Source organism: Vreelandella andesensis (genome assembly GCF_003989795.1).
GTDB lineage: Bacteria > Pseudomonadota > Gammaproteobacteria > Pseudomonadales > Halomonadaceae > Vreelandella > Vreelandella andesensis.
Map to the genome: position 1 here is coordinate 17,691 of NZ_RZHG01000009.1, position 18,578 is coordinate 36,268.

Consider the following 18,578-nt stretch of genomic DNA (forward strand, 5'->3'; position numbering starts at 1 on the left):
CGCCATGAATGACGCGGCATCGGGTAACGTGGTCACACTGCACCCAACCACTGAAAGCCGGACAGTGCGCACCCGCTCGGATAACGATGAAGCGCGCGGGCGGAAATTCCTGACGCGCGAGGAAGTCCACCAGCTCATTAAGGCGGCCAGGAAAAGCCGGCACGGGCCACGAGACGCCCTGATGATTCGCCTGGCGTTTGAGCATGGGTTGCGTATCAGCGAGTTGGTGGCGCTCAAGTGGCAGCATTTCGACCTAAACAGCGGGCACACCGTCACGGTGCAGCGCGCCAAGGGATCGCTGGACGGCACGCACCCCCTCCAGGGCGACACCATCCGGGCACTCAAGCGTTACCGGGACGCCAGCGGGCGCCAGCATGGGTACGTGTTCGTCAATGAGCGCGGCGCGCCGGTCAGCATCGACGGGTTTAGGAAGATGTTTCACCGCCTTAGCGAGAAAGCCCTGGGGATGAAGTGGAATCCCCACGCCTTGCGCCATGCCTGCGGGGTTCACCTGATTAATAGCGGGACGGATATTCGCACGGTGCAGCAGTACATGGGCCACGCGAACATCCAAAACACCGTGCTGTACACGGCGCTTTCTGGTAAGCAGTTCGAACGGTTAGCCTTCTAGGGCAAGTATACCGTTATTTTGTTCAAGCGACGCAGGATAACGGTATACGTTTAGCAGGGGGGGGCTAGTGCCGGGTGCGAGTCTCAAAGCGAGCGAGCAGATCGCTAAAATCTTTCGGTGGTTGGCGCCGGGTTTCGCTATCCGCTGGCACTTGGAGTGGGACACTTTGCGCCGTTTCCGTGGTGGGCTCGGTTTCGTGGGTGTCCGCCGGTGGCGTTGGCTCGGCTGGCGCTGGCAGTCGCAGCAAGGCCGCTTCCAGGCGCTCGATGCGTTCTGCCATGCGCTCGATCACTGCCGTTTGCTTACGCATTTCGTCTAGCAACTGACTATCGTGGGGCGTCGCGTTGCCTGTCGCATGGGGTGTTGCATCACCTGTCGCATCCTGTCGCACGCATTCCGGCTGGTTAAGCGGCTCCCCATAACAGCGTATCAACTCAGACAAGTCCAGAGCGCGGCTACCGTCAGGCTGAAAGACGTATGACAAGCGGCCTGCTTTGATATGCCGGTGCAGGGTGGCGCGGTGAATACCATAGAGCCGGGCAGCGGCGCTTATCGTTAATCGCATGGGTGTCGCAACCTGTCGCATGAGGTGTTGCATAGGGTGTCGCACAGTGCGACAAGTCTAGCCGCGCGCTACCCATCAGTGCCAGCGGTATCAAGGTCAGTGAAGCACTTTTTGGATGCTCTTATGCAGTACTGTAGACTCAAGCACAACATTTCCACCGATTAAGGATGATCCCATCTGGGCAAAATATTCCAACACTGTTCTGGTCCTGGTCTATCTAGTGACTGTGGGTATCTATGGTACCTGGTTCTTCCCGGAGCCAGGAATGACGCTGCCTCACCGTCTGGCGGCCACGGCAGGGCTGCTATTCTTTCCGGTGGGCTGCGGCGTATTTGTCATGGATGTGCTGCTACGAAAGGAACCCGACAAGCAGACCGATGCCGGCCTGTTTACCTTCATCTTGGTAGGTGGGCTGATCCTATGGTCGTTTGGTAACGGAGCCACCTAGTCAATCGCACAGCAGGAACTCAAGATTAAGCCTTATCACTACCAGATTCAGGAACGCAGAGTATGTCTTTACCTATCTACAAGCTCTCAATCGCCGGTTTGATAATAACCCTCGCAGGGTGTGCCGCATCTCAGCCACGCTGGTACAAAGAAGGCGTATCGCGTGAGCAAACGCGCACCGCTTACGCTGAATGCCGCTATGAAATTGGCATGTCCGATCAATCCAAGGCAGACGGTCAGGAAATGCTTCGCTATTGCATGGAGCGTCAGGACTTCCGGTTACGCCGGTAGCTAATCAAACGTGAAACCAAGCGGTTTAGCGTTGCGGCGGGCCTGCTCCTGGGCTTGCTGGCGCTCAATCTCACGCGCGCGGTGAATAACTGACTCGCTAATCATGGCTGGCTTACGCGGGCGCTCAGGCAACTCTACGGGCTGGCGCGGCGCGTCGATCAACACGTCCGCTATGTCCGCTGGATCGTCAAAATTGTGCGCAAGCGCGCGGCGCAAAATGGGCCGGGTCACGAGGTCGGTTAGAGCGAAGTCAAAGCCTAGTATCTCGCCATGCTCGTTGCGGGCAAGCGTAAAACGGTAATCGCCAGGCTCAAGCCCCACCACCAGGGCGCGAACAATCCTGCCTTCCGTAGTAGCCAGGGTTTGCAGACTCGCCACGGCGGCGCCGTTGCTATCAACTTCCAGGCCGGTTAGCACCAGGGCAGGCGGCGAATCGGTCAAGGCGTCCCGGTCGCCTGCAATGTAGCCCAGCGTTTCCCGCAGGCGTAGTGACTCGCGGAAACGTGCCGATTGAACGGCGCGGCGGGTCGATTCGATGGCAGGCCGGGGAATGTTGAAGCGGTGGGTAAACATAGGCGTTTTTCCGGTGGTAACGATGCCTGTATTTTACCATTTTGAGGTCAGTCATAACGATGTTAAACCACCCTATTATGAGCCGCCTACACAATGACAAGTAATGTTAATTACTTGACTTATAAGAGATTTTAAACGAAGCAATGCGGGCTAGGGGGGTTAGTGACCACTGGGGCAGGGTGCCATGGCGTCAGTTTTGTATTGAACAAAAAGCCCGCTCGATGGCGTAATGCTGTTCACTTAAGCGGCGCAGCCTTGCGATTCACCGGATAGCGGGTTTTGGATATTTTTACCGTCCTCGGCCTTGAGGGGCGAGGACGGTCATCTAAGAAGAGACTTGCTACGCCAGCTCTCAACTCTGAGAGCCGTGCCTCCGTTCTTGATAGCGGTTGTGCTGCTGCCATGACGATCAGTTGGGCCGCAATATACTGGTAGGCCGATTTAAAACGGATTTGATACGGCGCGCGACCATGACTCACTGCGGCCTGACTCGCCTCCCGCCGCACCACGTTATACGCCAAGAGCAAGCCCCACACTTCCTGATAGATCAACTCGACTTTCTTGCTACGCAGCGTCACTGCATTATTTTGCGGCGGCTGATTAATATGAGTAATCAGGAAATTCATTGACCTTATTCACTCCGATACTCCGGAGCTACATTGTTCAGCACAGTAAGCAAAAACCTGTGCGCCGCATCAACACTAAAATTGCGTTCGCCACACCGCTCATTTATGCACAATGTGATATGGCTGGTAGGGCCACCGCGAAAAACCTCTGCTTCATACCCAGCAAGACGGAGTCCCCCTTGAATAACTTTTTCCATGCTTTCAGATATATCATCTCCAAAATGTAGGACGATACCGTTCGCAGATGCTAGACGTGCTTCCTGGGCAGTAACGCTTTGGGTGGGCGCCTGCATCGCGGCCTCAGTACCATTCTCGTTAGTACGCACGTCCTGCGGGGTGGCCAATGACGCGCCGCTTGCAAGTAGTCCAACCATCAATGTCGTAGCAATAAGCTTCGCTTGGACATTCTCTTCAAATATCATTCCTCTAGCTCCATACTGTTACTGCACTGATCGTTTCAGTAACCTCTCCGGGTAGTCATGAGCACATCCCGAGGGCTTTGGCCCGCAACATACCAGTGCTCCATGCTTCCAGATCAGAACGTTCAACCTTTCTCTTGGGTCAAATCCGTTTGGCACATCCGGGGATGGTTGCTAGAACAAGGGTATGAGTGGCACGCCATGCTTCACATCCGTTGCGCCCGAAGATGGTGTTCCGGCCCCCTGAGCTTGCGCCTCCGGCACCTGAAGAATGGCCCCCACGGACAGCTCATCGAGCTCTACGCGGCGAGTCTCGTCAAGGACGGACTAGCTCGCCAAGGCACGTGGCGATGTCTGAACTTGGTCGACGGTCTCCTAAGTTGGCTTACAAGAAGCCGCTCCTATTTCAAGACACCCAAGTAACATCTGGGTCCGCGTCAGGGTCGCTTCGATATCACACTCCTCCTTGCGGAGCTCGTAGTGGCCTTCGATAAAAAAGTAGGCCGAGATCAGGCAGAGCGCAACGGTTTTCTCGCTATCGCTTTTAAACGCAGTGTCTGTTGAATAGGCACAAAAAATCCGGTATCCAATGGAGAATACCGGATTTTCTTAGAGCTTTCTGGAGACGGCAAGTCTTAACCGAACAGCATTACGCTCGATGGCGGGCATTTCAAAGTATCTATTAGATACAGTATATATAACTTACCCCGCTGGGATGGGGTTCAAACAATCATCATATTTTTCATTTTCGCTTTAACTCCCAGCCAGCAAGCCACACAAGTCGGGTGATGTTTTCTCCTTCACCACCAGGTTCGTTCAACTCTTCATCACTCCACACACCGGACTCTACTAGGGTGTCGATTATCATACTGTACCGTATGCGATTAATCTCAGGCTCTATAACCTCAGCAAGCACCTCGGCTCCTGGCTCATGTGGCACAGCACCTGGCTGCGACAAACATTCAGCTAGCTTTAATGGAATGTTGAGGGCAATAGAACCTCTCTTGTTTTCCCAAGTTTCCACTGCCCCATATTTAGGCTCAAGGCTATCAAAGTAATCATCCATCGCTCCGTCATATGCGCTATAGAGAGCCGCCATAGTAGCCGCTATATCCTCCCCGCTAGCATCAGGTATTTCACTGTCTATAAAGGCTAATACGTTGGCTTCCCTCCATCGCATATGGTCTTCTGGATCTTCTAAGGCATACTCCATGCCTCCACTATCACTACCCTCATTGCCCGCCAAATTAAATGCAAGAGTGCTCATTTGCATGGTGGCAAGACTGTTAAGTATTTCCTCATTGAGTAATACACGGCCAGACAACATCTCTTGTAAAACGTCACGGCCTGTTTCCTTCCCGCTATCCCAACCAGCCAGCCACGCGTCACACGAAGCGCTTCCCGGCTCATGTGGGCAAGTGTCAGCTGATCCTTGAGGGCGATCAGCTAATATCCACGCTAAAGCGCACTTTTTACCAGTTTGATACTCAGGCGAGCGCGGCATTGCATGGAGTAATACACGGTCACGGATAATAGCAGCCGCTGCTTCGTAATGGTGTTGCTCAATCATGATGCTCCCTCTCCTACTAATTCACAGCAAGCCACCAGCACCAAGCGCTCATAGTCGCCACGGTTGCCCGCGTATTTAGCGCCCAACACGCCTTTCAGGATGCTAGGCGCTATTCGTTCAAGCTGGGGTAACAGTAGGCCGGTAAGTGTGCGCAGCTCAATATCACGCTTGGCACCATAGGCACGGCTAACACTGGCAACAAACACCGTTGGCACGTCCAGCGCAATGTAGCCACCATCGCAACGCCAGGTAGCTAGCTCACCATGGTCACGCTTTAACTTGGCAATGCTCTTAGCGATCCGTTCTAAGCACGCATCATCGGCGGCGTCTAGTAACTCATCCATCCAGGCTATGAGCGAATCACGGGCATTGTTCTGCTGGCCAACCGGGTAATCGGCTATCTCAGCAGCGGCCACCTTGGCCGCTGCTTGCAAGTGTAGCGGCGTCACCTCGGCGTAAATGCCAGCGCCCTCTAGCGCGACTCTTATATCGGCAGCGTCTATGGTGTCGTCAGTCACAACAGCGTGTAGGTTCATTCCGTGGCCTCCTTGCGGGCAAGCTGAAGTGCTAGGCCCATAATAGCGGGCATTATGCGTTCCTGCCGATATAGTGCCAGCACAGCCACTAGGGCAGCCAAAGTCGCGGGTAGGTTAATATGGTGCTTCATGGTCGTCGCTCCTATTCAGCGTCGATTGTGTAGCTCAAGGGTCAGGTTGCCGCCTGCCCTTGGGCGCTCTAAATTCTTACGCGGCTTTCTCGCCTTTTTGGTCTAGCGCTAGCTGCGCATCCTCCTCTGCGCCAAGCGCCGTTTCGCTCATAGCTTCTTCCAAAAGCGATTTTCCCACCCCTGTCAGGTCATCATGCTCGATACTGCAAATTTTTCTGTAAGAAGAACCGTTAAGCACTCAAAACGGTCTTGTTGCTGCTCCATTACTGCTCCCTTTTATCGTTATTTGCGTGTTTCTGTACATAATCAGCGACCGCAGCGCGAATCACGTCAGATGTGCTTACCGTAAACCCCGTTATTTCTCGCTGCTGCTGCGCAATCTTCTCAAGAGCTTCGTGCTCATCGTCGTTAATTCTCACCGTTACGCGCTTTGATTTATTCATGGGTATCTCTTTGTCTGCCAATGTCTGACATGTTAGCAAGGTAATAGGCAAACGCAAATTAAGACAAAAACTCACTCTGTGGAGCTTAAGTAAAATTGATATGATGAAAGTCTTTTAGAACAAAAGGATTCGCTTTTATGCGCTTTCTCGGAAAGATCATCCTGCTCACCGGGGCCCTTACTCTCGGGCCTCTTCCAGCTTTTGGCCAGTCATTTGATAAGGCGTCTCAGGCCTATATTAAAGGTGATTATGCTGTTGCTGTAGAGCATCTAAAGACACTTTCTGACCTGGGATATGCTACTGCCCAGTTCAATTTAGGAACCATGTATAACGATGGTCTCGGAGTTGCTCAAAATTATAGTGAGGCTGTCCAGTGGTATAGCCTTGCCGCTGAACAGGGAAATGCTCTCGCTCAGTCAAATTTAGGGTTTATGTATCAAGACGGTCTCGGAGTTGCCCAAAATTACAATGAGGCTGTCCAGTGGTATAGCCTTGCCGCTGAACAAGGAAATGCTCCCGCTCAGTCAAATTTAGGGTTTATGTACTACGAGGGGCTCGGCATTCCCCAGAATTATAGCGAAGCCGCCCAGTGGTATAGTCGTGCCGCTGAGCAGGGACATGGTTCCGCTCATCACCAACTGGGGCTCATGTACTACAAAGGCGAAGGTGTAAGCCAAAATCCAGTCATGGCTTACATGCTTAACATTCTGGCGGCAGCTCAAGGCCATGAAGGTGGTCGTAACAATCGCGATATTATCTTGAAAGTGCTATCACGCGAACAGGTGGCCGAAGGTCAGCAATTAGCCACTGAATGGCGTGTAGGTACACCACTGCCGTCCTTTGACGATTTCAGTACTTGGCCATAATGCTATCGACTTTAACGGGTCGATCTGGCTATTTTTCATGCTTATAACTCATTCTCACAAAACTCAAGATAAAACAGAAAATATGAAATCTTTTACACTCTCTCTATGTTTGCTTTTGGCTGTGATATCAAGTCCGGCTGAAGCTATGACCAAGATGATTGGAAAAGGCTACTGCTCTATTCGGCATCCTGTAGAGTCTTTAACCACCACAAGAACAGTATCCTGTGAATCTCAGCATGTCATCCAGCGACAGTCTGGTGGCAGTGATATAAAAAATACGATTTGGATCAGTGCCACCGAGCATCATTACCTGGATAGGTCCATTGACAAGCCTTGGGATAAAGAACGTCCTTGGTTCAATATTGGTAATAGCAGCCTTGAAAGAGCCTATATGCAAGGTGTCTATGCCCGTGGTTTTCACTTCATCACCTATGACCATCATGCTAATGGCGTGCCAACACTGTGGGCTTGGGATGGAGCCTCTCACCTTACTTATGCGGTGGGAGCCACCTTCAATGTAATTACCAAAGAACTTAGTTACCTGGGTTATCAAATTGAGCGTATGAAAAAAGGACAAGAGACTCAGTTTGCCGATGCTCTAATTGGTATTATATTCAATCTAATGGAGTTAGGAATTGGAATCGCATACAGTATTTTAGGCATCATTGTAGGTACGATTTTTAATCCTATAGACACCGTTCTCAACATCCCCGGCGCTGTGCTGCTATCAGCTGAGGCTATGGTGGAAGGTGTTGCAAATACAATCAGTGATCTTATTGCCATAGTGACACTGGGTTTTGTAGTCCTTTAACTGTCGCCAAGCAGAAAGGAAAAGCCCGCCCACAAAGGTCGGGCTTTTCTTTGTCTGTCATAACTATTCGTCTGCTCTGAGAGCCACGGAGAACGAGGGTTTTAGCGGATTTCCCGTTTCGTGATTTCCCGTATGGGGCGCCTTTTTTAACGGGTCAGGCAGCAGTAAGTGAGCGTACAACAGCGCGATGAAAAGCTGGCAGCGTCTCGTGCATCTCGCGTTCTAGCGCTGTCGAGGTAGTGCCTGTGCGTGGTGCGATATTCACAGAAACGACTTTGCGGGCCGCGTTGCGACTGTCTGCCCATTATTGCATTTCGATAAGACTCCCGGCGATAGGTTGGTAGACTCGAATAATGGGGTTTCCCTTGGCCTTCTTGCCAGGCCTTCCATTGCCACTAGGTATGACACATTCGGTATTATCCCCTAAGGGGTTATGGGGGGATGTGTCACACCCTGGTGACTTCGCTCGCATCCGCTTAGCCTGCATCTTGAGTCCCATTCGCTCCATCATGGCCACGACTTCACGTACCGGGTAGGCAGGACAGGTGCTTCGGATATGAACTCCATCGTCAATAATAACGAGATTAACCCCGCGACCGGGCTACCGATGGTCGATGGTACTACAGGTGGCGTTGATATCGCAGGTAACCACTACGGCACTAGGCATGATGACTGGAGCGGTGGCATGGGGAGTGATAGCGTTGGAGGGGGTGGCTTCGATAACTGGTAAACGTCCATGGTGACGTTTCTGATCGCGCCGATCGGTACTTTGGACGTTATGCTATTACCCAAAAAGCCCGCTTAATGGCAGGCTTTGACAACTGACTATAACGTCTATTATATCTAATTCTGGTGCCGGAAGATCTCACGACACGCAAGCGCAACAAGCCTTTCATAGTCACTACGATCGCCAGAGCATTCAACACCTATGACACCTTGCAGGATACTTGGCGCAATCCGTTCAAGCTGGGGTAACAGCAGATCAGTAAGCTCGCGTATGCGTATCAGGCGGTACGCATCATTAGAAGTAAGACCAACTGCGTTAGTAATCCCTAGCGGCATATCAAGCACGATATAACCGCCAGGGCAGCGCCACGTCACTAATTCCCCATGGTCACGCTTTAGCCTTTCAATATTGTCAGTGATTCGCTTCAAACGGGCATCGTCGGCAGCGTCCAGCGCTTCATCCATCCACGCGATTAATATGTCCCGTGCGTGGCCTTGCTCACCTGGAGGATACTCTGCGATAACCTCAGCCGACACCTGGGCGGCCCGCTGTAGGTGCAAGGGCTTTACCTGAGCCTCTATACCTGCCACTTCAAGGGCAGCAAGTAAGGCAGCGTCGTCTATGGTGTCATCGGTGACAACTACGTATAGGTTCATTATGCGGACTCCAAGCGGGTAACGCGCGCCAAGCGTAGCGCTAAGTCGATAGTTGCCTGGTTCAGCGGTGCGTCGAGATAACTCGCCAAGATTTCGAGTACACGACGAAGCTCATAAGTAGTAAATCTCATAGGAGTACCTCCACCAGTGCAGCCCCAATAATAATCGGCAGCGTTACTATGCCGCTATCCTGCGCAAAGCGGTAAACTCCAACCAGGGCGCGGTGAGTCAATGATATGTTAGTCTTATGTTGCATCGCGTTTTCCTCAAAATTTGTGCGGTGCATGCCTTGCCACGGGTTCCAGCCGTGGCAAGGCACTCTATTCTCTTCTTACGCGGCTTTTTCGCCCGCTTTATCAAGCGCAATTTGCGCATCCTCAGCACCAAGCGCAGCTTCGGTCAGTGCTTCTTCCAACAGCACTTTGGCCACTGTGCTCAAACGGTCATGCTCATACCGACACATCGCTTGTAACAGCTCAGTCAGTCGCTCAAAACGGCCTTGTTGCTGCTCCATATGTTGCTATCAGCATTACGATCCCTTTTTGTCGTCGTTTGTGTGTTTCTGAACGTAATCAGCGACCGCCGCGCGAATAACGTCAGACGTGCTCACCATAAAACCCGTTCTCTCGCTGCTGGTGCGCGATTTTCTCAAGAGCTTCGTGCTCATCGTCGTTAAGTCGCACAGTTACGCGCTTTGATTTATTCATGTGGCTTCTCTTTGTCTGCCAATGTCCGACATAATAGCAGAGTAATTGGCAAACGTAAGTTAATAAAGTATGGGCTCGGCCATTCACTAGGGCCAAGCTTCACCCACTGTAAAACTCAACATAAAACAGAAAAAATATCGCAGTATACTTAAGTTAAATTGATAGCATGAGCGACTTCTAGAACAAAAGGATTCGCGTTTATGCGCCCAATAAGTAAGGTTATTCTATTTGTCGGAGCCCTCTTTCTGGGGACTATTCCAGCGTTTGGTCAGTCATTTAACAAAGGACTTGATGCTTATGAAAGTGGTGATTACGCCACTGCTTTGGAGCATTTCGAGCCACTGGCTGAACAGGAAAATGCCAACGCTGAGTATCACCTCGGTATGATGTATATAGGTGGTAAAGGTATTCCTAGGAGCTCAAGTGAAGGTATTCGTTGGACTCGCCGTGCCGCTGAGCAAGGACATGCTGACGCTCAGAGCAGAATGGGGCTCGCATATCTGGTTGGTATGGGAGTTATATTGAATTTACAGGAAGGTTTTACTTGGTATCAGCAAGCTGCTGAGCAGGGACATGATCGGCATGCGCCCACGGAATGAACAGAACGCATGTAAAAAGGAAGAATATTCGTTTCATGCTGAGGCCTTGTAGGTTGCATGGTCCCTAGATCAGGACGTTTGAGCAGTAGGTTCGTTAGCGTGGAAATGCTGGCTTGCCAACAAGGGCACTGACGTACCTCTTTGGCACGTGAAACGCATCTTGATAAGAAAGCAGGTCTCGTGCTGCATTAGCATCAAACTCGGGATTATCGTGTTCGGCGTCACCTTCGTGATACGGCATCACGGCGAACCTGTAGTATTTCACTAATTTGGTTAATTGTTGGTTTCTGCGTTATTAACCATCCTTTTATCAAATGTCGTAGCTAGGTAATGAATTACCTACACGCCAACTTTTAGCTATAGCAAAAGCTTTTAAGGTTTGATCAAGAGATAATTTATTACAGCTATCTTGGAGGTTCATTTCATGGTTTCCATGACTTGAGCATAGAACCTCAAATATATAGGCCATTACAATGTTCTTTTTAACACCTACAGCATTTTTATAAATTTTACTCAAACGAAAATGAGAATCAGGATTTCCTTGGATAGCAGCCCGGCGATACCAGTAAATCGCTTCATGATGATCTCTCTCTACACCTACACCGGATGAATACATATTTCCTAGTTGATTCTCCGCAGCTGCATTTTCTTGAACAGCAGAACGATAAAATAAATTAAATGCTATACGGTGGTTAATAGTCTGAGGGGTTGTTAGCATACAATCATACTTTGAATACATAAGTCCCAAACGCAATTGAGCTTCGGCACTTCCTAACTCGGCAGCAGATCTATACCAACAAACTGCTTTACTATAATCATTAGGTAGTCCAATTCCCTTTTCATAGAGATACCCTAATTCATAATGTGCTCTAGGATCACCTTTTTCAATTAAATTTCTTAAAATTTCTAAATCAGTCTCATAAGTGGCACACTCAAAGGGTTCATTAAATGATTTAACATAAGAAGAACCATATTGCATCATACCTACTACCCGTTTGCTCTAATATTAAGGAAACACTAATTGAATATTTTTAACGCACCAATAATTAGCGATACATATAAAATATAATCATTAAATAGTACAACGGAGAAATAGAGAAAATCCAGAATTTTTTAAAAAAATATGAGAATTTTTATAACTCTTATAATATATATGGTAGTTTAAATAATTTTCTTTTTAACAAGATCTTTAATTATAAAAAATCTAATATCTACTTACCATATAGATTGAAGTGGAATCCGAAAATTGGACGAGTGCCTAAGCTATAGTTCATCATCTCCATAAGAAGGAGGATTGGTAGATGTCGAGTTGACATCATTGATATCCTACGTGCCTGCTGGTGAGAATACCCCGAGGGCGGTCTCTGAGCCCTTCTCAGGAGGTCGAAGCTGTCATCCCAGTAACACACATACCAATAATGCGTATTTCAAACCCCTGCGGCATTGGGGTGATAGAAAAGGCGGCAGAAACCCACCACTGTTACAGCTCAAAAGCCCAAAAATAGGTTTATGGGGCCGGTGAGCTTTAAAAATGGCAACTCAAACCCCGGGTTAAGGGGGAGAGAGAATAAAGTGGCAGAAAATCAGCCGATCTGGGTCGAGGCGGCCACGTCCAGGATCCTGGTTGCGGGGTCAGTTGCCGTTCTGCATCTGAGCAAATACATAATTATTCTAATGTCGTTACAGCTCATAGGCCTACAAAGACGGGTTATTGGGGTGGTTAAAGTTTTGTTAAAACCCAGATTAACGGGATGGGAGATGAAGTGGCAGAAAAGATTTTTCTTAAATACTGAGAAAGTCTGCACATCCAGAGAGTTCCCTACAGCTCATGGCAATGCCAAAAGGTCGTTTTATGCATGTTGCATCGCAGTAAAAGACCGAAATTATACCTAAAAATTAAAAAATAGAAATATCTTAATAATCAATAAGTTAGTAACCACCTTTAACATGTATTAAATGCAGTTATAAACCTGCCATCACACCTAAACCACCCTTTAAAAAGCCCAATCAATCTGCAGGTACCGCTAGAAACATCACATGGGTTCTTGGGGTACCGTATATATAAAACCTCTCAGAAGCGCTCTCTGGCAGCTCAGTTGGATTTCAGTGGAGCCCGACGAATGCTGATTTTCCAGAATCTTGCCTCAATGAGACACAAATTAATGGTGTTTTAAGCCTTTTTTAAAGATTGAATGTGGATTCCAGGTAATAGACACAACAAAATTACCCCGGCCTTTGAGTACCTGCGGTTGTACTACAACACTACGAGCATGAGGTGTTCAGCGTGCTGTTTCTGGATAGCCAGCACCGCGTGATTCTGTTCGAGGAGCTATTCCGGGGTACGATTGATGCTGCCAGTGTTTATCCACGGGAAGTGCTGAAGGCAGCGCTGACCTATAACACCGGTGCTGTCATCCTGGTTCACAACCACCCTAGTGGTAACACCTGTCCCAGCGATTCCTATCAACGCATCACCCAGCATCTCAAGGGAGCCTTGGGCTTGATGAAGATCCGGGTGATCGATCACGTTGTGGTGAGCAGTGAGGGTTGTATCTCGTTTGCGAAACTGGGAATTCTCTGAAATAAGTAAGTTTTTAACCCGAGCGTTAGCTAATCGTCTGCAATAAGTTTTGGTTGCCGAGTCTGCATAGCGGATGACACTATATACTTAGAGTCATCCGCTATGCAGATCATTAGGATGTGAGCTATAGGGTATATCATAGTCGAGTTGGACGTTCAGAGGTCAGAAATCTACTAGGGAACCAGTATTTTGAGTATATTGAACGAAAGTGAAATTTTAGAATTAACGATAGAAAGAATGATCTTCCATGTGGTAGATCCTGAATCAGATAATCCCGTTTTTTTAGCAGAAGTTAGCCCTCCTAAATGTGCAGAATTTTTTATAGAAAGAATAAAGGAGACCTTAAGAGGAGCACAATATCTGTTCTTACCAGGAGCTGGTGTTCCTAGTTTACTTCGCCGAGCACTACCTGGCAGCAGCAATGTCGATGAGTTTGTGAAAGTGTCCCATGAGCTTTCAGAAAGATTTAAGGAGAAGGTGAAGCAAGATAAAAGACTTGCTTCAGGTGTGTTAATGTTTTTTTTGGTTAAAACTACTAATAATGAAAGATTAGTAGCTATAGTTAAGTATGAACACCAGCAGGTGGTTTCCTATTCTTATGCTTTGGATAAAAAAGGCGATGTTGTTTTAGATGATGAAGGTAATCCCGTTCCAGATTTAGAGACGTTGATAGAGACTTTTACGCAAGATCGTAAAGCAATGCAAAAATCTGCAGTTGTTCGATTTTCAAATATTAATGATGTGAATCAAGAAGTTGAAAGAGATCGCGTTGTTGTAGTCGATCACTCATCTAGAAAATATAGAGATGCTACACAACATTTTTCTAACTTTCTTGATATAAGACGTTTGCTAGAGCCCAAGGAGCTAACAAAGCGGCTAGAAGAAGCTACTGTCAAAACTATTAAAGCTCACATCGATGAAGTTCCTGCTGAAGTGGCAAAAGCCCCAAAAAGATTTGTTCGAGAAACTTTTTCTAGGCTAGATGGATTCGATTTTGAAAAGCCAGAAGAGTTTATTGGGTCAATCATCCATGGTGTGAGTTCTGGCTCACCAATTCTCAAAACTTTTGAAAAAAATACGAAAAAGCATGGGATTAGTACAGAGGCATTTGAGTTTTCAGGAGCGGTGCCTCCCCCGGCAGAGTATAGAAGAATAGTGACAAATGAGGGTGTTTCAATTTTGTTCTCTTCAAGTCATGAGGCTGATGGTAAAGTAAAAAAACATCCTGAGGAGAATGGGGGGTTTACAATTACCGTGAAATCAACTGGATTATATCGCGATGATGAACTCGAAAAAATGCCTCGCATTCCTGATTGATAACATAGACTCAGGCAACAATGTCAAAGAGACTCTAGAAGAGCTAAGTATTTTTATTGGCGCAAATTCTTTTTCTGTTGAAAGCATTAGAAATGCTTTGTCCGAGTTTGATAATAGTGAAAATTCAGGATGGTCGATATACATTCGCGATGGAGAATATTCAGAAATTTCTCTAGCGGATATCGATGGGGAAGACTTGAATATATTAATAAAAAAACCTGTAGGGGGAAGGCTCTTTTTTGCGACTTTAAATGGCTTTCTGTATGAGTTGGATAGAGAGGATTTTTTATATGTAAAAGAGATTTTAGTGCTACAAAATTTTTCTGAATTTTGTACACGTAGATACTGTATTAAACCTTGGGATGGTGAGTTGATACCTAGCTTGCCTCGACAAGATAATGGTTCTGACGAAGTAGATCCAAGAATAGGGCTAGTTCGTGATTTGACAGCTAAAAAAGTTCCCGCTGATCCATACCGTTGGCTTTTAACCGGCCCGATTAGTGAGGGGGATTTGTGGTCTAAGTGGCAGAAAATAGCCGTACTGAAATTGTCTACAGTTTTGGTTTCAGAGGTTTGGGCTGAAGACGTAAAAACAAAAGTGTCAATTAATGGCTCACGTAAAATTGTATTTAATCTTGATGATTCTTTAGATGATCCTACCTTTTACAGACAACTGAAAGAAGCGGTTGAGTGGCTGCTAGTACGGCAAGATGCAGATGCAAGGCATGAGGTTTTGATACGACGTTTAGCTACACTTCTTTGGCAGGATGAAGATAATAACTCTAGTTGGATTGTAGCTGCTAAAAAAGTATTAAAAGAAGCTCTTGATGGGGCGCGTCTCGATCATAAAGCTTATATACGGTTTAAATCAACTGAGGCTGTTAAAGCTGTTGCCGATTTAAGAAAAGCTGTGGGTGAAGATATTTCTAAAATAACTTCTAGAATCCATAGGTTAGCAAACGGTTTTATTGTAGGGTTAGCTGCTCTTGCCGCAGGGTTAGGTGTTCGCCTTACTTTGATAACATCAAATGGTAGCTGGGAATGGTCTGGTTTAGTATTTTGTATAGTCGTTTTGAGTGTGACTTGGACTGGAATATTGCTGCAACGATATATAAGCTCAAGTTCACTTGTAAGTGACCTTTGTCACATGCGGAGCTGGCATAGGAGCGTGCATGTTGCTTTAAGCAGGGCTGAATATAAAGATCTTGCTTTACGACCAATTCTTGATGCAATACAGCTTTACAAACGCACCATAAAATTGATGCATATTGGGCTGGTGGTTTCTTCAATAATATTCTTTTTGGGGTTTATAGGTTTACCTGCCATTCATAGCGGAGGCCAAGAAGATGCTAGCAGTCAACAAGAGCATTCTGAGTCTATAAAAAAAGAAGAGTAAGAAGTTTATATTGAACTTACCCCTCCCCCTTTAGCAAAACTTATTCGGGGGAGGGAGTGCTTTTACAAAGCGTTATCAATCGCCACGCGCACTTCCTTCGGATCACCCTTCTCAATAGTGGCCATTACAAAGACAGCCTTACCATCGGAAGCTTTTGCCCACTGCTGGCCAATGAGGTTTTTCTCACGTGAATCGCGGCTTTCCTCGGGCGTTCGGTCTTTGCCTTTGTATTCCACGACAAGCAGACGGCCATCCTCAAGTAGGGCGGCAAAATCTGGATAGAATTTATCTGTGGAGGTCGGTAGTGAGAACGAATTTGGGTGCCTACTGACGTTACGTGTCCAGTATTTTACCCTCGGGTGCGAATCAATCATGAATGCACACTGTTCTTCTTCACCATTAACCTTTTTGGAGTCAAAGACGGGCACCTCGTCAGGCCCCATGAAGTGCTTTTTGAACTGGTAAGTACCGCGATATTTCGGAACGCCAGCATACATCTCATCGAAGAAGGTAAAGCCTTGGTTGAAGGAAACTTCAATATGGGCGTCAGATCCGAATAGGTTGGCTTGGTAGACCTTCTCGCGCTCCGCTTGGCGGAAGCCATGTATTTTTTCAGACAGCTTGCGAGCGAGAATAAATTTGCAGCGCATCAGTTGCGACAAGCTTAACTCGCGGTCACGTGTTAGGTAGGTCACGACGTCACTTAGCCAGGCCAGTAATTCAGCTTGGCTGAGCCACGGTGTACGTATTTTGCGATCTAGCCATTGCACTAGGCTGGTTGGCGTCCAGTCGTCTACTTCGATGTTCATGGTGAGCTGTTCAGCGGCTTCGCCAGAGCCAATGGTCACGCGATTGCCGTCCAAATCAATTTCAAATGTATTTGTGGTATCCACGATCTTGAATTCGGACGCTTCCAGGCGAGCAGGGTGGTCAGCAAGCGACCACTCATGTTGCTCCATGAGAATGTCCGGGTCTCCAAATACCAGCTCTCCCTGCACGTAGACCGGTGATTTTCAACCCAGTTGTCCAAATGGCTGCCTCTAAGCAGCCTGTTTATTACGCTCGATTTCGTGCATTTTTCCAGGGTTGAGCGACACCGAACCGAGCACCTCCCAGTTTCGGGTGCTGCCCGACCAGCGTTGTGGATGCCGGCGCTTAGCCCTTTCGTAAACCGCTTTGCGGTGCTCAAGACGTTCTCGGTCGACACCTCGATGCCGATCAGCGGGTGTCACGTACCGAATGCCACTATGCAGGTGCTGTTCGTTATAAGCGCGTTCGAACGCCAGCATCCAGTCTCGTACCGCACTCAGCGATGCAAACCCCTTCGTAGGCCACGCGGGGCAATATTTGACGGTGCGGAACAACGCTTCCGAGTAAGGGTTGTCATTGCTCACTCTCGGCCGGCTGTAAGACATCAACATTCCCAGCTCTGTTAATCTTGCTTTAAGCGTATAAGACGTCATCGGCGCACCGTTATCTGAGTGCAGCACCGGGGGCTGATGCCAGCAGCCTTCTCGCAATAAGGCGCGTTCCAGCAGTTGTTTCGCTAACTCGCCTGATTCCGCCTCATGGACTTCCCACGCGATGATTTTGCGGCTGTAGATATCCATGATCAGATAGAGATACCAGTGCTGACCACGCACAACGGAAGAACAGTAGCTGATATCCCAACACCAGACCTGGTTCGGCCCAGTGGCCGTAAAGCTCGTCGGCTCAGGTACTGGTCGGCGTGGTTTCATTCGCCCTCGGTGGTGCTGCTGTTCGTGCTTTTTCAGCACCCGGTAGAACGACGATTCGGACGCCAAGTAGGCCCCTTGATCGGCCAGTAACGGCACGATTTGAGACGGCGGCAGGCTCTGATACTCGGGGCGATGGCAGGCGTTCAAAATGGCCTGTTTCTCCTCGTGAGTCAGTTGATGCGGCTGACGGCCTTGTACCGCGTGTGGACGCTGATCCTCAGCCACCGCGCCACACGCAGAACGCCAGCGTTTCAGTGTGCGCTCGCTCACGTCGATAATCGCCGCTGCTTGATAACGGGAAGCACCCCCCGTTATCGCTTCATCAAATAACGCAATGAGCCTTGCACGTTCCTCAAACGGCGTCAGTCGTCCTCGCCGCTGTTCGGGTCTTCGCTGTACAAGGCGTCGAGCTTTTTTGAGAGCACCAGCAACGACGTGGTTTCCGCTAGGGCTCTGTCTTTGCGGCGCACTTCCGCTTTGAGTTGTTTGATCGTCTTACGGTCTTGTTTACGCTGCTTTTGTGCCGTTTTTTGCTGGTCTTCTTGTTGGCCAGCGCCCTGGAGACAAGCGGCTTTCCACTGCTGGATTTGCTCGGGATAAAGGCCTTTTTCGCGGCAGTAAGCACCAAGCTCTGTTTCTGAGAGGGTGGCGGTTTCGATGACCACGGCAAGCTTGGCGTCAGGCGACCACTCGTTGTCGCTTTGGGTGTAACCCGGCACAGGCACTCCTTTTTCTCGACACTGTTTTAACCAACTATACAGCGTCGCGTCAGAGATGCCTTCTTCAGTGGCGACCGACACCACACTGCGATTATGGGGGGGCAACAACTTTTTCAGTACGGCGGCTTTACGCTCTGCAGAATAACGTGGCACACGTGCTCCATGCCGCTCCCTCTGGAATAGATTTGGGCAATATCGCCAACCGGACAACTAGGTTGACAGAGGGGG

The 18,578-nt window shown here is 48.6% G+C and carries 26 protein-coding genes and 1 pseudogene; 10 read left to right on the forward strand and 17 right to left on the reverse strand.

Features of this window, described 5'->3' with window-relative positions; genetic code table 11:
• The first annotated feature begins 4 nt into the window (after window positions 1-4).
• Window positions 5-631 (forward strand): tyrosine-type recombinase/integrase, encoded by a 627-nt coding sequence (locus ELY33_RS04995; protein ID WP_126944854.1) that lies wholly within the window; start codon window positions 5-7, stop codon window positions 629-631.
• Between the two features lie 64 nt (window positions 632-695).
• Here ELY33_RS04995 and ELY33_RS05000 read toward each other — a convergent pair whose 3' ends face one another.
• A complete protein-coding gene (locus ELY33_RS05000; RefSeq protein ID WP_126944857.1) occupies window positions 696-1,196 on the reverse strand; it encodes a hypothetical protein in 501 nt (166 codons plus the stop codon).
• 265 nt (window positions 1,197-1,461) lie between these two features.
• Here ELY33_RS05000 and ELY33_RS05005 point away from each other — a divergent pair, with 265 nt between their 5' ends.
• Both ELY33_RS05005 and ELY33_RS05010 read left to right on the forward strand, forming a co-directional pair.
• Window positions 1,462-1,644 (forward strand): hypothetical protein, encoded by a 183-nt coding sequence (locus tag ELY33_RS05005; protein ID WP_126944860.1) that lies wholly within the window; start codon window positions 1,462-1,464, stop codon window positions 1,642-1,644.
• 62 nt (window positions 1,645-1,706) lie between these two features.
• Window positions 1,707-1,934, forward strand: coding sequence for a hypothetical protein (locus ELY33_RS05010; RefSeq protein WP_126944863.1), 228 nt, complete (start codon window positions 1,707-1,709; stop codon window positions 1,932-1,934).
• Here the strand turns inward: ELY33_RS05010 and ELY33_RS05015 are convergent, their stop codons facing one another.
• From ELY33_RS05015 to ELY33_RS05040, 8 genes and pseudogenes are all read right to left on the reverse strand, one after another.
• Window positions 1,935-2,507, reverse strand: a complete 573-nt coding sequence (locus ELY33_RS05015) for a hypothetical protein (protein WP_126944866.1) — start codon at window positions 2,505-2,507, stop codon at window positions 1,935-1,937.
• Window positions 2,508-2,743: 236 nt separating this feature from the next.
• Window positions 2,744-3,097: pseudogene (locus tag ELY33_RS05020) on the reverse strand (IS4 family transposase); the annotation flags it as partial.
• Between the two features lie 41 nt (window positions 3,098-3,138).
• Window positions 3,139-3,555 carry a hypothetical protein gene (locus tag ELY33_RS05025; RefSeq protein WP_126944869.1) on the reverse strand — a complete coding sequence of 139 codons (417 nt, stop codon included), beginning with the start codon at window positions 3,553-3,555 and terminating at the stop codon, window positions 3,139-3,141.
• Window positions 3,556-4,294: 739 nt separating this feature from the next.
• Entirely contained in the window at window positions 4,295-5,122 is an 828-nt protein-coding gene (locus ELY33_RS05030) for a hypothetical protein (RefSeq protein WP_126944872.1), read from the reverse strand.
• A complete protein-coding gene (locus tag ELY33_RS05035) occupies window positions 5,119-5,658 on the reverse strand; it encodes a hypothetical protein (protein ID WP_126944875.1) in 540 nt (179 codons plus the stop codon). Before ELY33_RS05035 ends, ELY33_RS05030 begins: the two co-directional genes overlap by 4 nt.
• Entirely contained in the window at window positions 5,655-5,789 is a 135-nt protein-coding gene (locus ELY33_RS18195) for a hypothetical protein (RefSeq protein ID WP_279629864.1), read from the reverse strand. The genes ELY33_RS05035 and ELY33_RS18195 overlap by 4 nt, the downstream gene beginning before the upstream one ends.
• A 76-nt stretch (window positions 5,790-5,865) precedes the next feature.
• Window positions 5,866-6,027 carry a hypothetical protein gene (locus tag ELY33_RS17785; protein WP_167470041.1) on the reverse strand — a complete coding sequence of 54 codons (162 nt, stop codon included), beginning with the start codon at window positions 6,025-6,027 and terminating at the stop codon, window positions 5,866-5,868.
• A 25-nt stretch (window positions 6,028-6,052) separates the two neighbouring features.
• A complete protein-coding gene (locus ELY33_RS05040) occupies window positions 6,053-6,232 on the reverse strand; it encodes a ribbon-helix-helix domain-containing protein (protein WP_126944878.1) in 180 nt (59 codons plus the stop codon).
• Window positions 6,233-6,369: 137 nt separating this feature from the next.
• Between ELY33_RS05040 and ELY33_RS05045 the strand changes: the two genes are divergently transcribed.
• The 3 genes from ELY33_RS05045 to ELY33_RS17790 all read left to right on the forward strand — a co-directional run bounded on the left by ELY33_RS05045 (window position 6,370) and on the right by ELY33_RS17790 (window position 8,639).
• Window positions 6,370-7,098: a tetratricopeptide repeat protein gene (locus tag ELY33_RS05045; RefSeq protein ID WP_126944881.1), complete on the forward strand. Its 729-nt coding sequence runs from the start codon at window positions 6,370-6,372 to the stop codon at window positions 7,096-7,098.
• A 37-nt stretch (window positions 7,099-7,135) separates the two neighbouring features.
• Window positions 7,136-7,909, forward strand: a complete 774-nt coding sequence (locus tag ELY33_RS05050; protein ID WP_126944884.1) for a hypothetical protein — start codon at window positions 7,136-7,138, stop codon at window positions 7,907-7,909.
• Window positions 7,910-8,465: 556 nt separating this feature from the next.
• Window positions 8,466-8,639 carry a hypothetical protein gene (locus ELY33_RS17790; RefSeq protein WP_167470042.1) on the forward strand — a complete coding sequence of 58 codons (174 nt, stop codon included), beginning with the start codon at window positions 8,466-8,468 and terminating at the stop codon, window positions 8,637-8,639.
• 113 nt (window positions 8,640-8,752) lie between these two features.
• Here ELY33_RS17790 and ELY33_RS05055 read toward each other — a convergent pair whose 3' ends face one another.
• From ELY33_RS05055 to ELY33_RS05060, 4 genes are all read right to left on the reverse strand, one after another.
• Complete coding sequence (locus ELY33_RS05055) at window positions 8,753-9,292, reverse strand: hypothetical protein (RefSeq protein ID WP_126944887.1); 540 nt, start codon at window positions 9,290-9,292, stop codon at window positions 8,753-8,755.
• Window positions 9,292-9,423 carry a hypothetical protein gene (locus tag ELY33_RS18200; protein WP_279629865.1) on the reverse strand — a complete coding sequence of 44 codons (132 nt, stop codon included), beginning with the start codon at window positions 9,421-9,423 and terminating at the stop codon, window positions 9,292-9,294. Before ELY33_RS18200 ends, ELY33_RS05055 begins: the two co-directional genes overlap by 1 nt.
• The gene (locus ELY33_RS18205; RefSeq protein WP_279629866.1) at window positions 9,420-9,548 is read right to left on the reverse strand and encodes a hypothetical protein; all 129 of its coding nucleotides are present in this window, start codon (window positions 9,546-9,548) and stop codon (window positions 9,420-9,422) included. The genes ELY33_RS18200 and ELY33_RS18205 overlap by 4 nt, the downstream gene beginning before the upstream one ends.
• A gap of 75 nt (window positions 9,549-9,623) precedes the next feature.
• Window positions 9,624-9,806, reverse strand: a complete 183-nt coding sequence (locus tag ELY33_RS05060; protein ID WP_126944890.1) for a hypothetical protein — start codon at window positions 9,804-9,806, stop codon at window positions 9,624-9,626.
• A gap of 393 nt (window positions 9,807-10,199) precedes the next feature.
• Here ELY33_RS05060 and ELY33_RS05065 point away from each other — a divergent pair, with 393 nt between their 5' ends.
• Window positions 10,200-10,598: a tetratricopeptide repeat protein gene (locus ELY33_RS05065; RefSeq protein WP_126944892.1), complete on the forward strand. Its 399-nt coding sequence runs from the start codon at window positions 10,200-10,202 to the stop codon at window positions 10,596-10,598.
• 94 nt (window positions 10,599-10,692) lie between these two features.
• Here ELY33_RS05065 and ELY33_RS17795 read toward each other — a convergent pair whose 3' ends face one another.
• Window positions 10,693-10,839, reverse strand: a complete 147-nt coding sequence (locus ELY33_RS17795; protein ID WP_167470043.1) for a hypothetical protein — start codon at window positions 10,837-10,839, stop codon at window positions 10,693-10,695.
• Window positions 10,840-10,908: 69 nt separating this feature from the next.
• Complete coding sequence (locus ELY33_RS05070) at window positions 10,909-11,580, reverse strand: tetratricopeptide repeat protein (protein ID WP_126944895.1); 672 nt, start codon at window positions 11,578-11,580, stop codon at window positions 10,909-10,911.
• Between the two features lie 1,302 nt (window positions 11,581-12,882).
• Between ELY33_RS05070 and ELY33_RS05075 the strand changes: the two genes are divergently transcribed.
• The 3 genes from ELY33_RS05075 (at window position 12,883) to ELY33_RS05085 (ending at window position 15,892) form a co-directional block, all read left to right on the forward strand.
• The gene (locus ELY33_RS05075) at window positions 12,883-13,179 is read left to right on the forward strand and encodes a JAB domain-containing protein (protein WP_479694253.1); all 297 of its coding nucleotides are present in this window, start codon (window positions 12,883-12,885) and stop codon (window positions 13,177-13,179) included.
• Between the two features lie 189 nt (window positions 13,180-13,368).
• Window positions 13,369-14,496: a nucleoid-associated protein gene (locus ELY33_RS05080; protein WP_126944901.1), complete on the forward strand. Its 1,128-nt coding sequence runs from the start codon at window positions 13,369-13,371 to the stop codon at window positions 14,494-14,496.
• Window positions 14,459-15,892, forward strand: coding sequence for a hypothetical protein (locus ELY33_RS05085; protein WP_126944904.1), 1,434 nt, complete (start codon window positions 14,459-14,461; stop codon window positions 15,890-15,892). Before ELY33_RS05080 ends, ELY33_RS05085 begins: the two co-directional genes overlap by 38 nt.
• A gap of 62 nt (window positions 15,893-15,954) precedes the next feature.
• Here ELY33_RS05085 and ELY33_RS05090 read toward each other — a convergent pair whose 3' ends face one another.
• On the reverse strand, window positions 15,955-16,851 hold the full coding sequence (locus ELY33_RS05090) for a hypothetical protein (protein ID WP_126944906.1): 897 nt from the start codon (window positions 16,849-16,851) through the stop codon (window positions 15,955-15,957).
• Window positions 16,852-16,932: 81 nt separating this feature from the next.
• Window positions 16,933-18,503, reverse strand: a protein-coding gene (locus tag ELY33_RS05095) for an IS3 family transposase (RefSeq protein WP_126942763.1) whose coding sequence is annotated in 2 segments (ribosomal slippage) — window positions 16,933-18,050 and window positions 18,050-18,503 — 1,572 coding nt in all. Because the reading frame shifts where the segments join, the coding sequence is not laid out codon by codon here.
• Window positions 18,504-18,578: the final 75 nt, after the last annotated feature.

What these genes read in the sequence shown, in the direction of transcription:
- ELY33_RS04995 (WP_126944854.1), top strand. Translation starts at nt 5, where the DNA reads ATGAATGACGCGGCATCGGGTAACGTGGTCACACTGCACCCAACCACT.
- ELY33_RS05000 (WP_126944857.1), bottom strand. Translation starts at nt 1,196, where the DNA reads ATGCGATTAACGATAAGCGCCGCTGCCCGGCTCTATGGTATTCACCGC.
- ELY33_RS05005 (WP_126944860.1), top strand. Translation starts at nt 1,462, where the DNA reads ATGACGCTGCCTCACCGTCTGGCGGCCACGGCAGGGCTGCTATTCTTT.
- ELY33_RS05010 (WP_126944863.1), top strand. Translation starts at nt 1,707, where the DNA reads ATGTCTTTACCTATCTACAAGCTCTCAATCGCCGGTTTGATAATAACC.
- ELY33_RS05015 (WP_126944866.1), bottom strand. Translation starts at nt 2,507, where the DNA reads ATGTTTACCCACCGCTTCAACATTCCCCGGCCTGCCATCGAATCGACC.
- ELY33_RS05025 (WP_126944869.1), bottom strand. Translation starts at nt 3,555, where the DNA reads ATGATATTTGAAGAGAATGTCCAAGCGAAGCTTATTGCTACGACATTG.
- ELY33_RS05030 (WP_126944872.1), bottom strand. Translation starts at nt 5,122, where the DNA reads ATGATTGAGCAACACCATTACGAAGCAGCGGCTGCTATTATCCGTGAC.
- ELY33_RS05035 (WP_126944875.1), bottom strand. Translation starts at nt 5,658, where the DNA reads ATGAACCTACACGCTGTTGTGACTGACGACACCATAGACGCTGCCGAT.
- ELY33_RS18195 (WP_279629864.1), bottom strand. Translation starts at nt 5,789, where the DNA reads ATGAAGCACCATATTAACCTACCCGCGACTTTGGCTGCCCTAGTGGCT.
- ELY33_RS05040 (WP_126944878.1), bottom strand. Translation starts at nt 6,232, where the DNA reads ATGAATAAATCAAAGCGCGTAACGGTGAGAATTAACGACGATGAGCAC.
- ELY33_RS05045 (WP_126944881.1), top strand. Translation starts at nt 6,370, where the DNA reads ATGCGCTTTCTCGGAAAGATCATCCTGCTCACCGGGGCCCTTACTCTC.
- ELY33_RS05050 (WP_126944884.1), top strand. Translation starts at nt 7,136, where the DNA reads ATGCTTATAACTCATTCTCACAAAACTCAAGATAAAACAGAAAATATG.
- ELY33_RS17790 (WP_167470042.1), top strand. Translation starts at nt 8,466, where the DNA reads ATGAACTCCATCGTCAATAATAACGAGATTAACCCCGCGACCGGGCTA.
- ELY33_RS05055 (WP_126944887.1), bottom strand. Translation starts at nt 9,292, where the DNA reads ATGAACCTATACGTAGTTGTCACCGATGACACCATAGACGACGCTGCC.
- ELY33_RS18200 (WP_279629865.1), bottom strand. Translation starts at nt 9,423, where the DNA reads ATGAGATTTACTACTTATGAGCTTCGTCGTGTACTCGAAATCTTGGCG.
- ELY33_RS18205 (WP_279629866.1), bottom strand. Translation starts at nt 9,548, where the DNA reads ATGCAACATAAGACTAACATATCATTGACTCACCGCGCCCTGGTTGGA.
- ELY33_RS05060 (WP_126944890.1), bottom strand. Translation starts at nt 9,806, where the DNA reads ATGGAGCAGCAACAAGGCCGTTTTGAGCGACTGACTGAGCTGTTACAA.
- ELY33_RS05065 (WP_126944892.1), top strand. Translation starts at nt 10,200, where the DNA reads ATGCGCCCAATAAGTAAGGTTATTCTATTTGTCGGAGCCCTCTTTCTG.
- ELY33_RS17795 (WP_167470043.1), bottom strand. Translation starts at nt 10,839, where the DNA reads ATGCCGTATCACGAAGGTGACGCCGAACACGATAATCCCGAGTTTGAT.
- ELY33_RS05070 (WP_126944895.1), bottom strand. Translation starts at nt 11,580, where the DNA reads ATGATGCAATATGGTTCTTCTTATGTTAAATCATTTAATGAACCCTTT.
- ELY33_RS05085 (WP_126944904.1), top strand. Translation starts at nt 14,459, where the DNA reads ATGATGAACTCGAAAAAATGCCTCGCATTCCTGATTGATAACATAGAC.
- ELY33_RS05090 (WP_126944906.1), bottom strand. Translation starts at nt 16,851, where the DNA reads ATGGAGCAACATGAGTGGTCGCTTGCTGACCACCCTGCTCGCCTGGAA.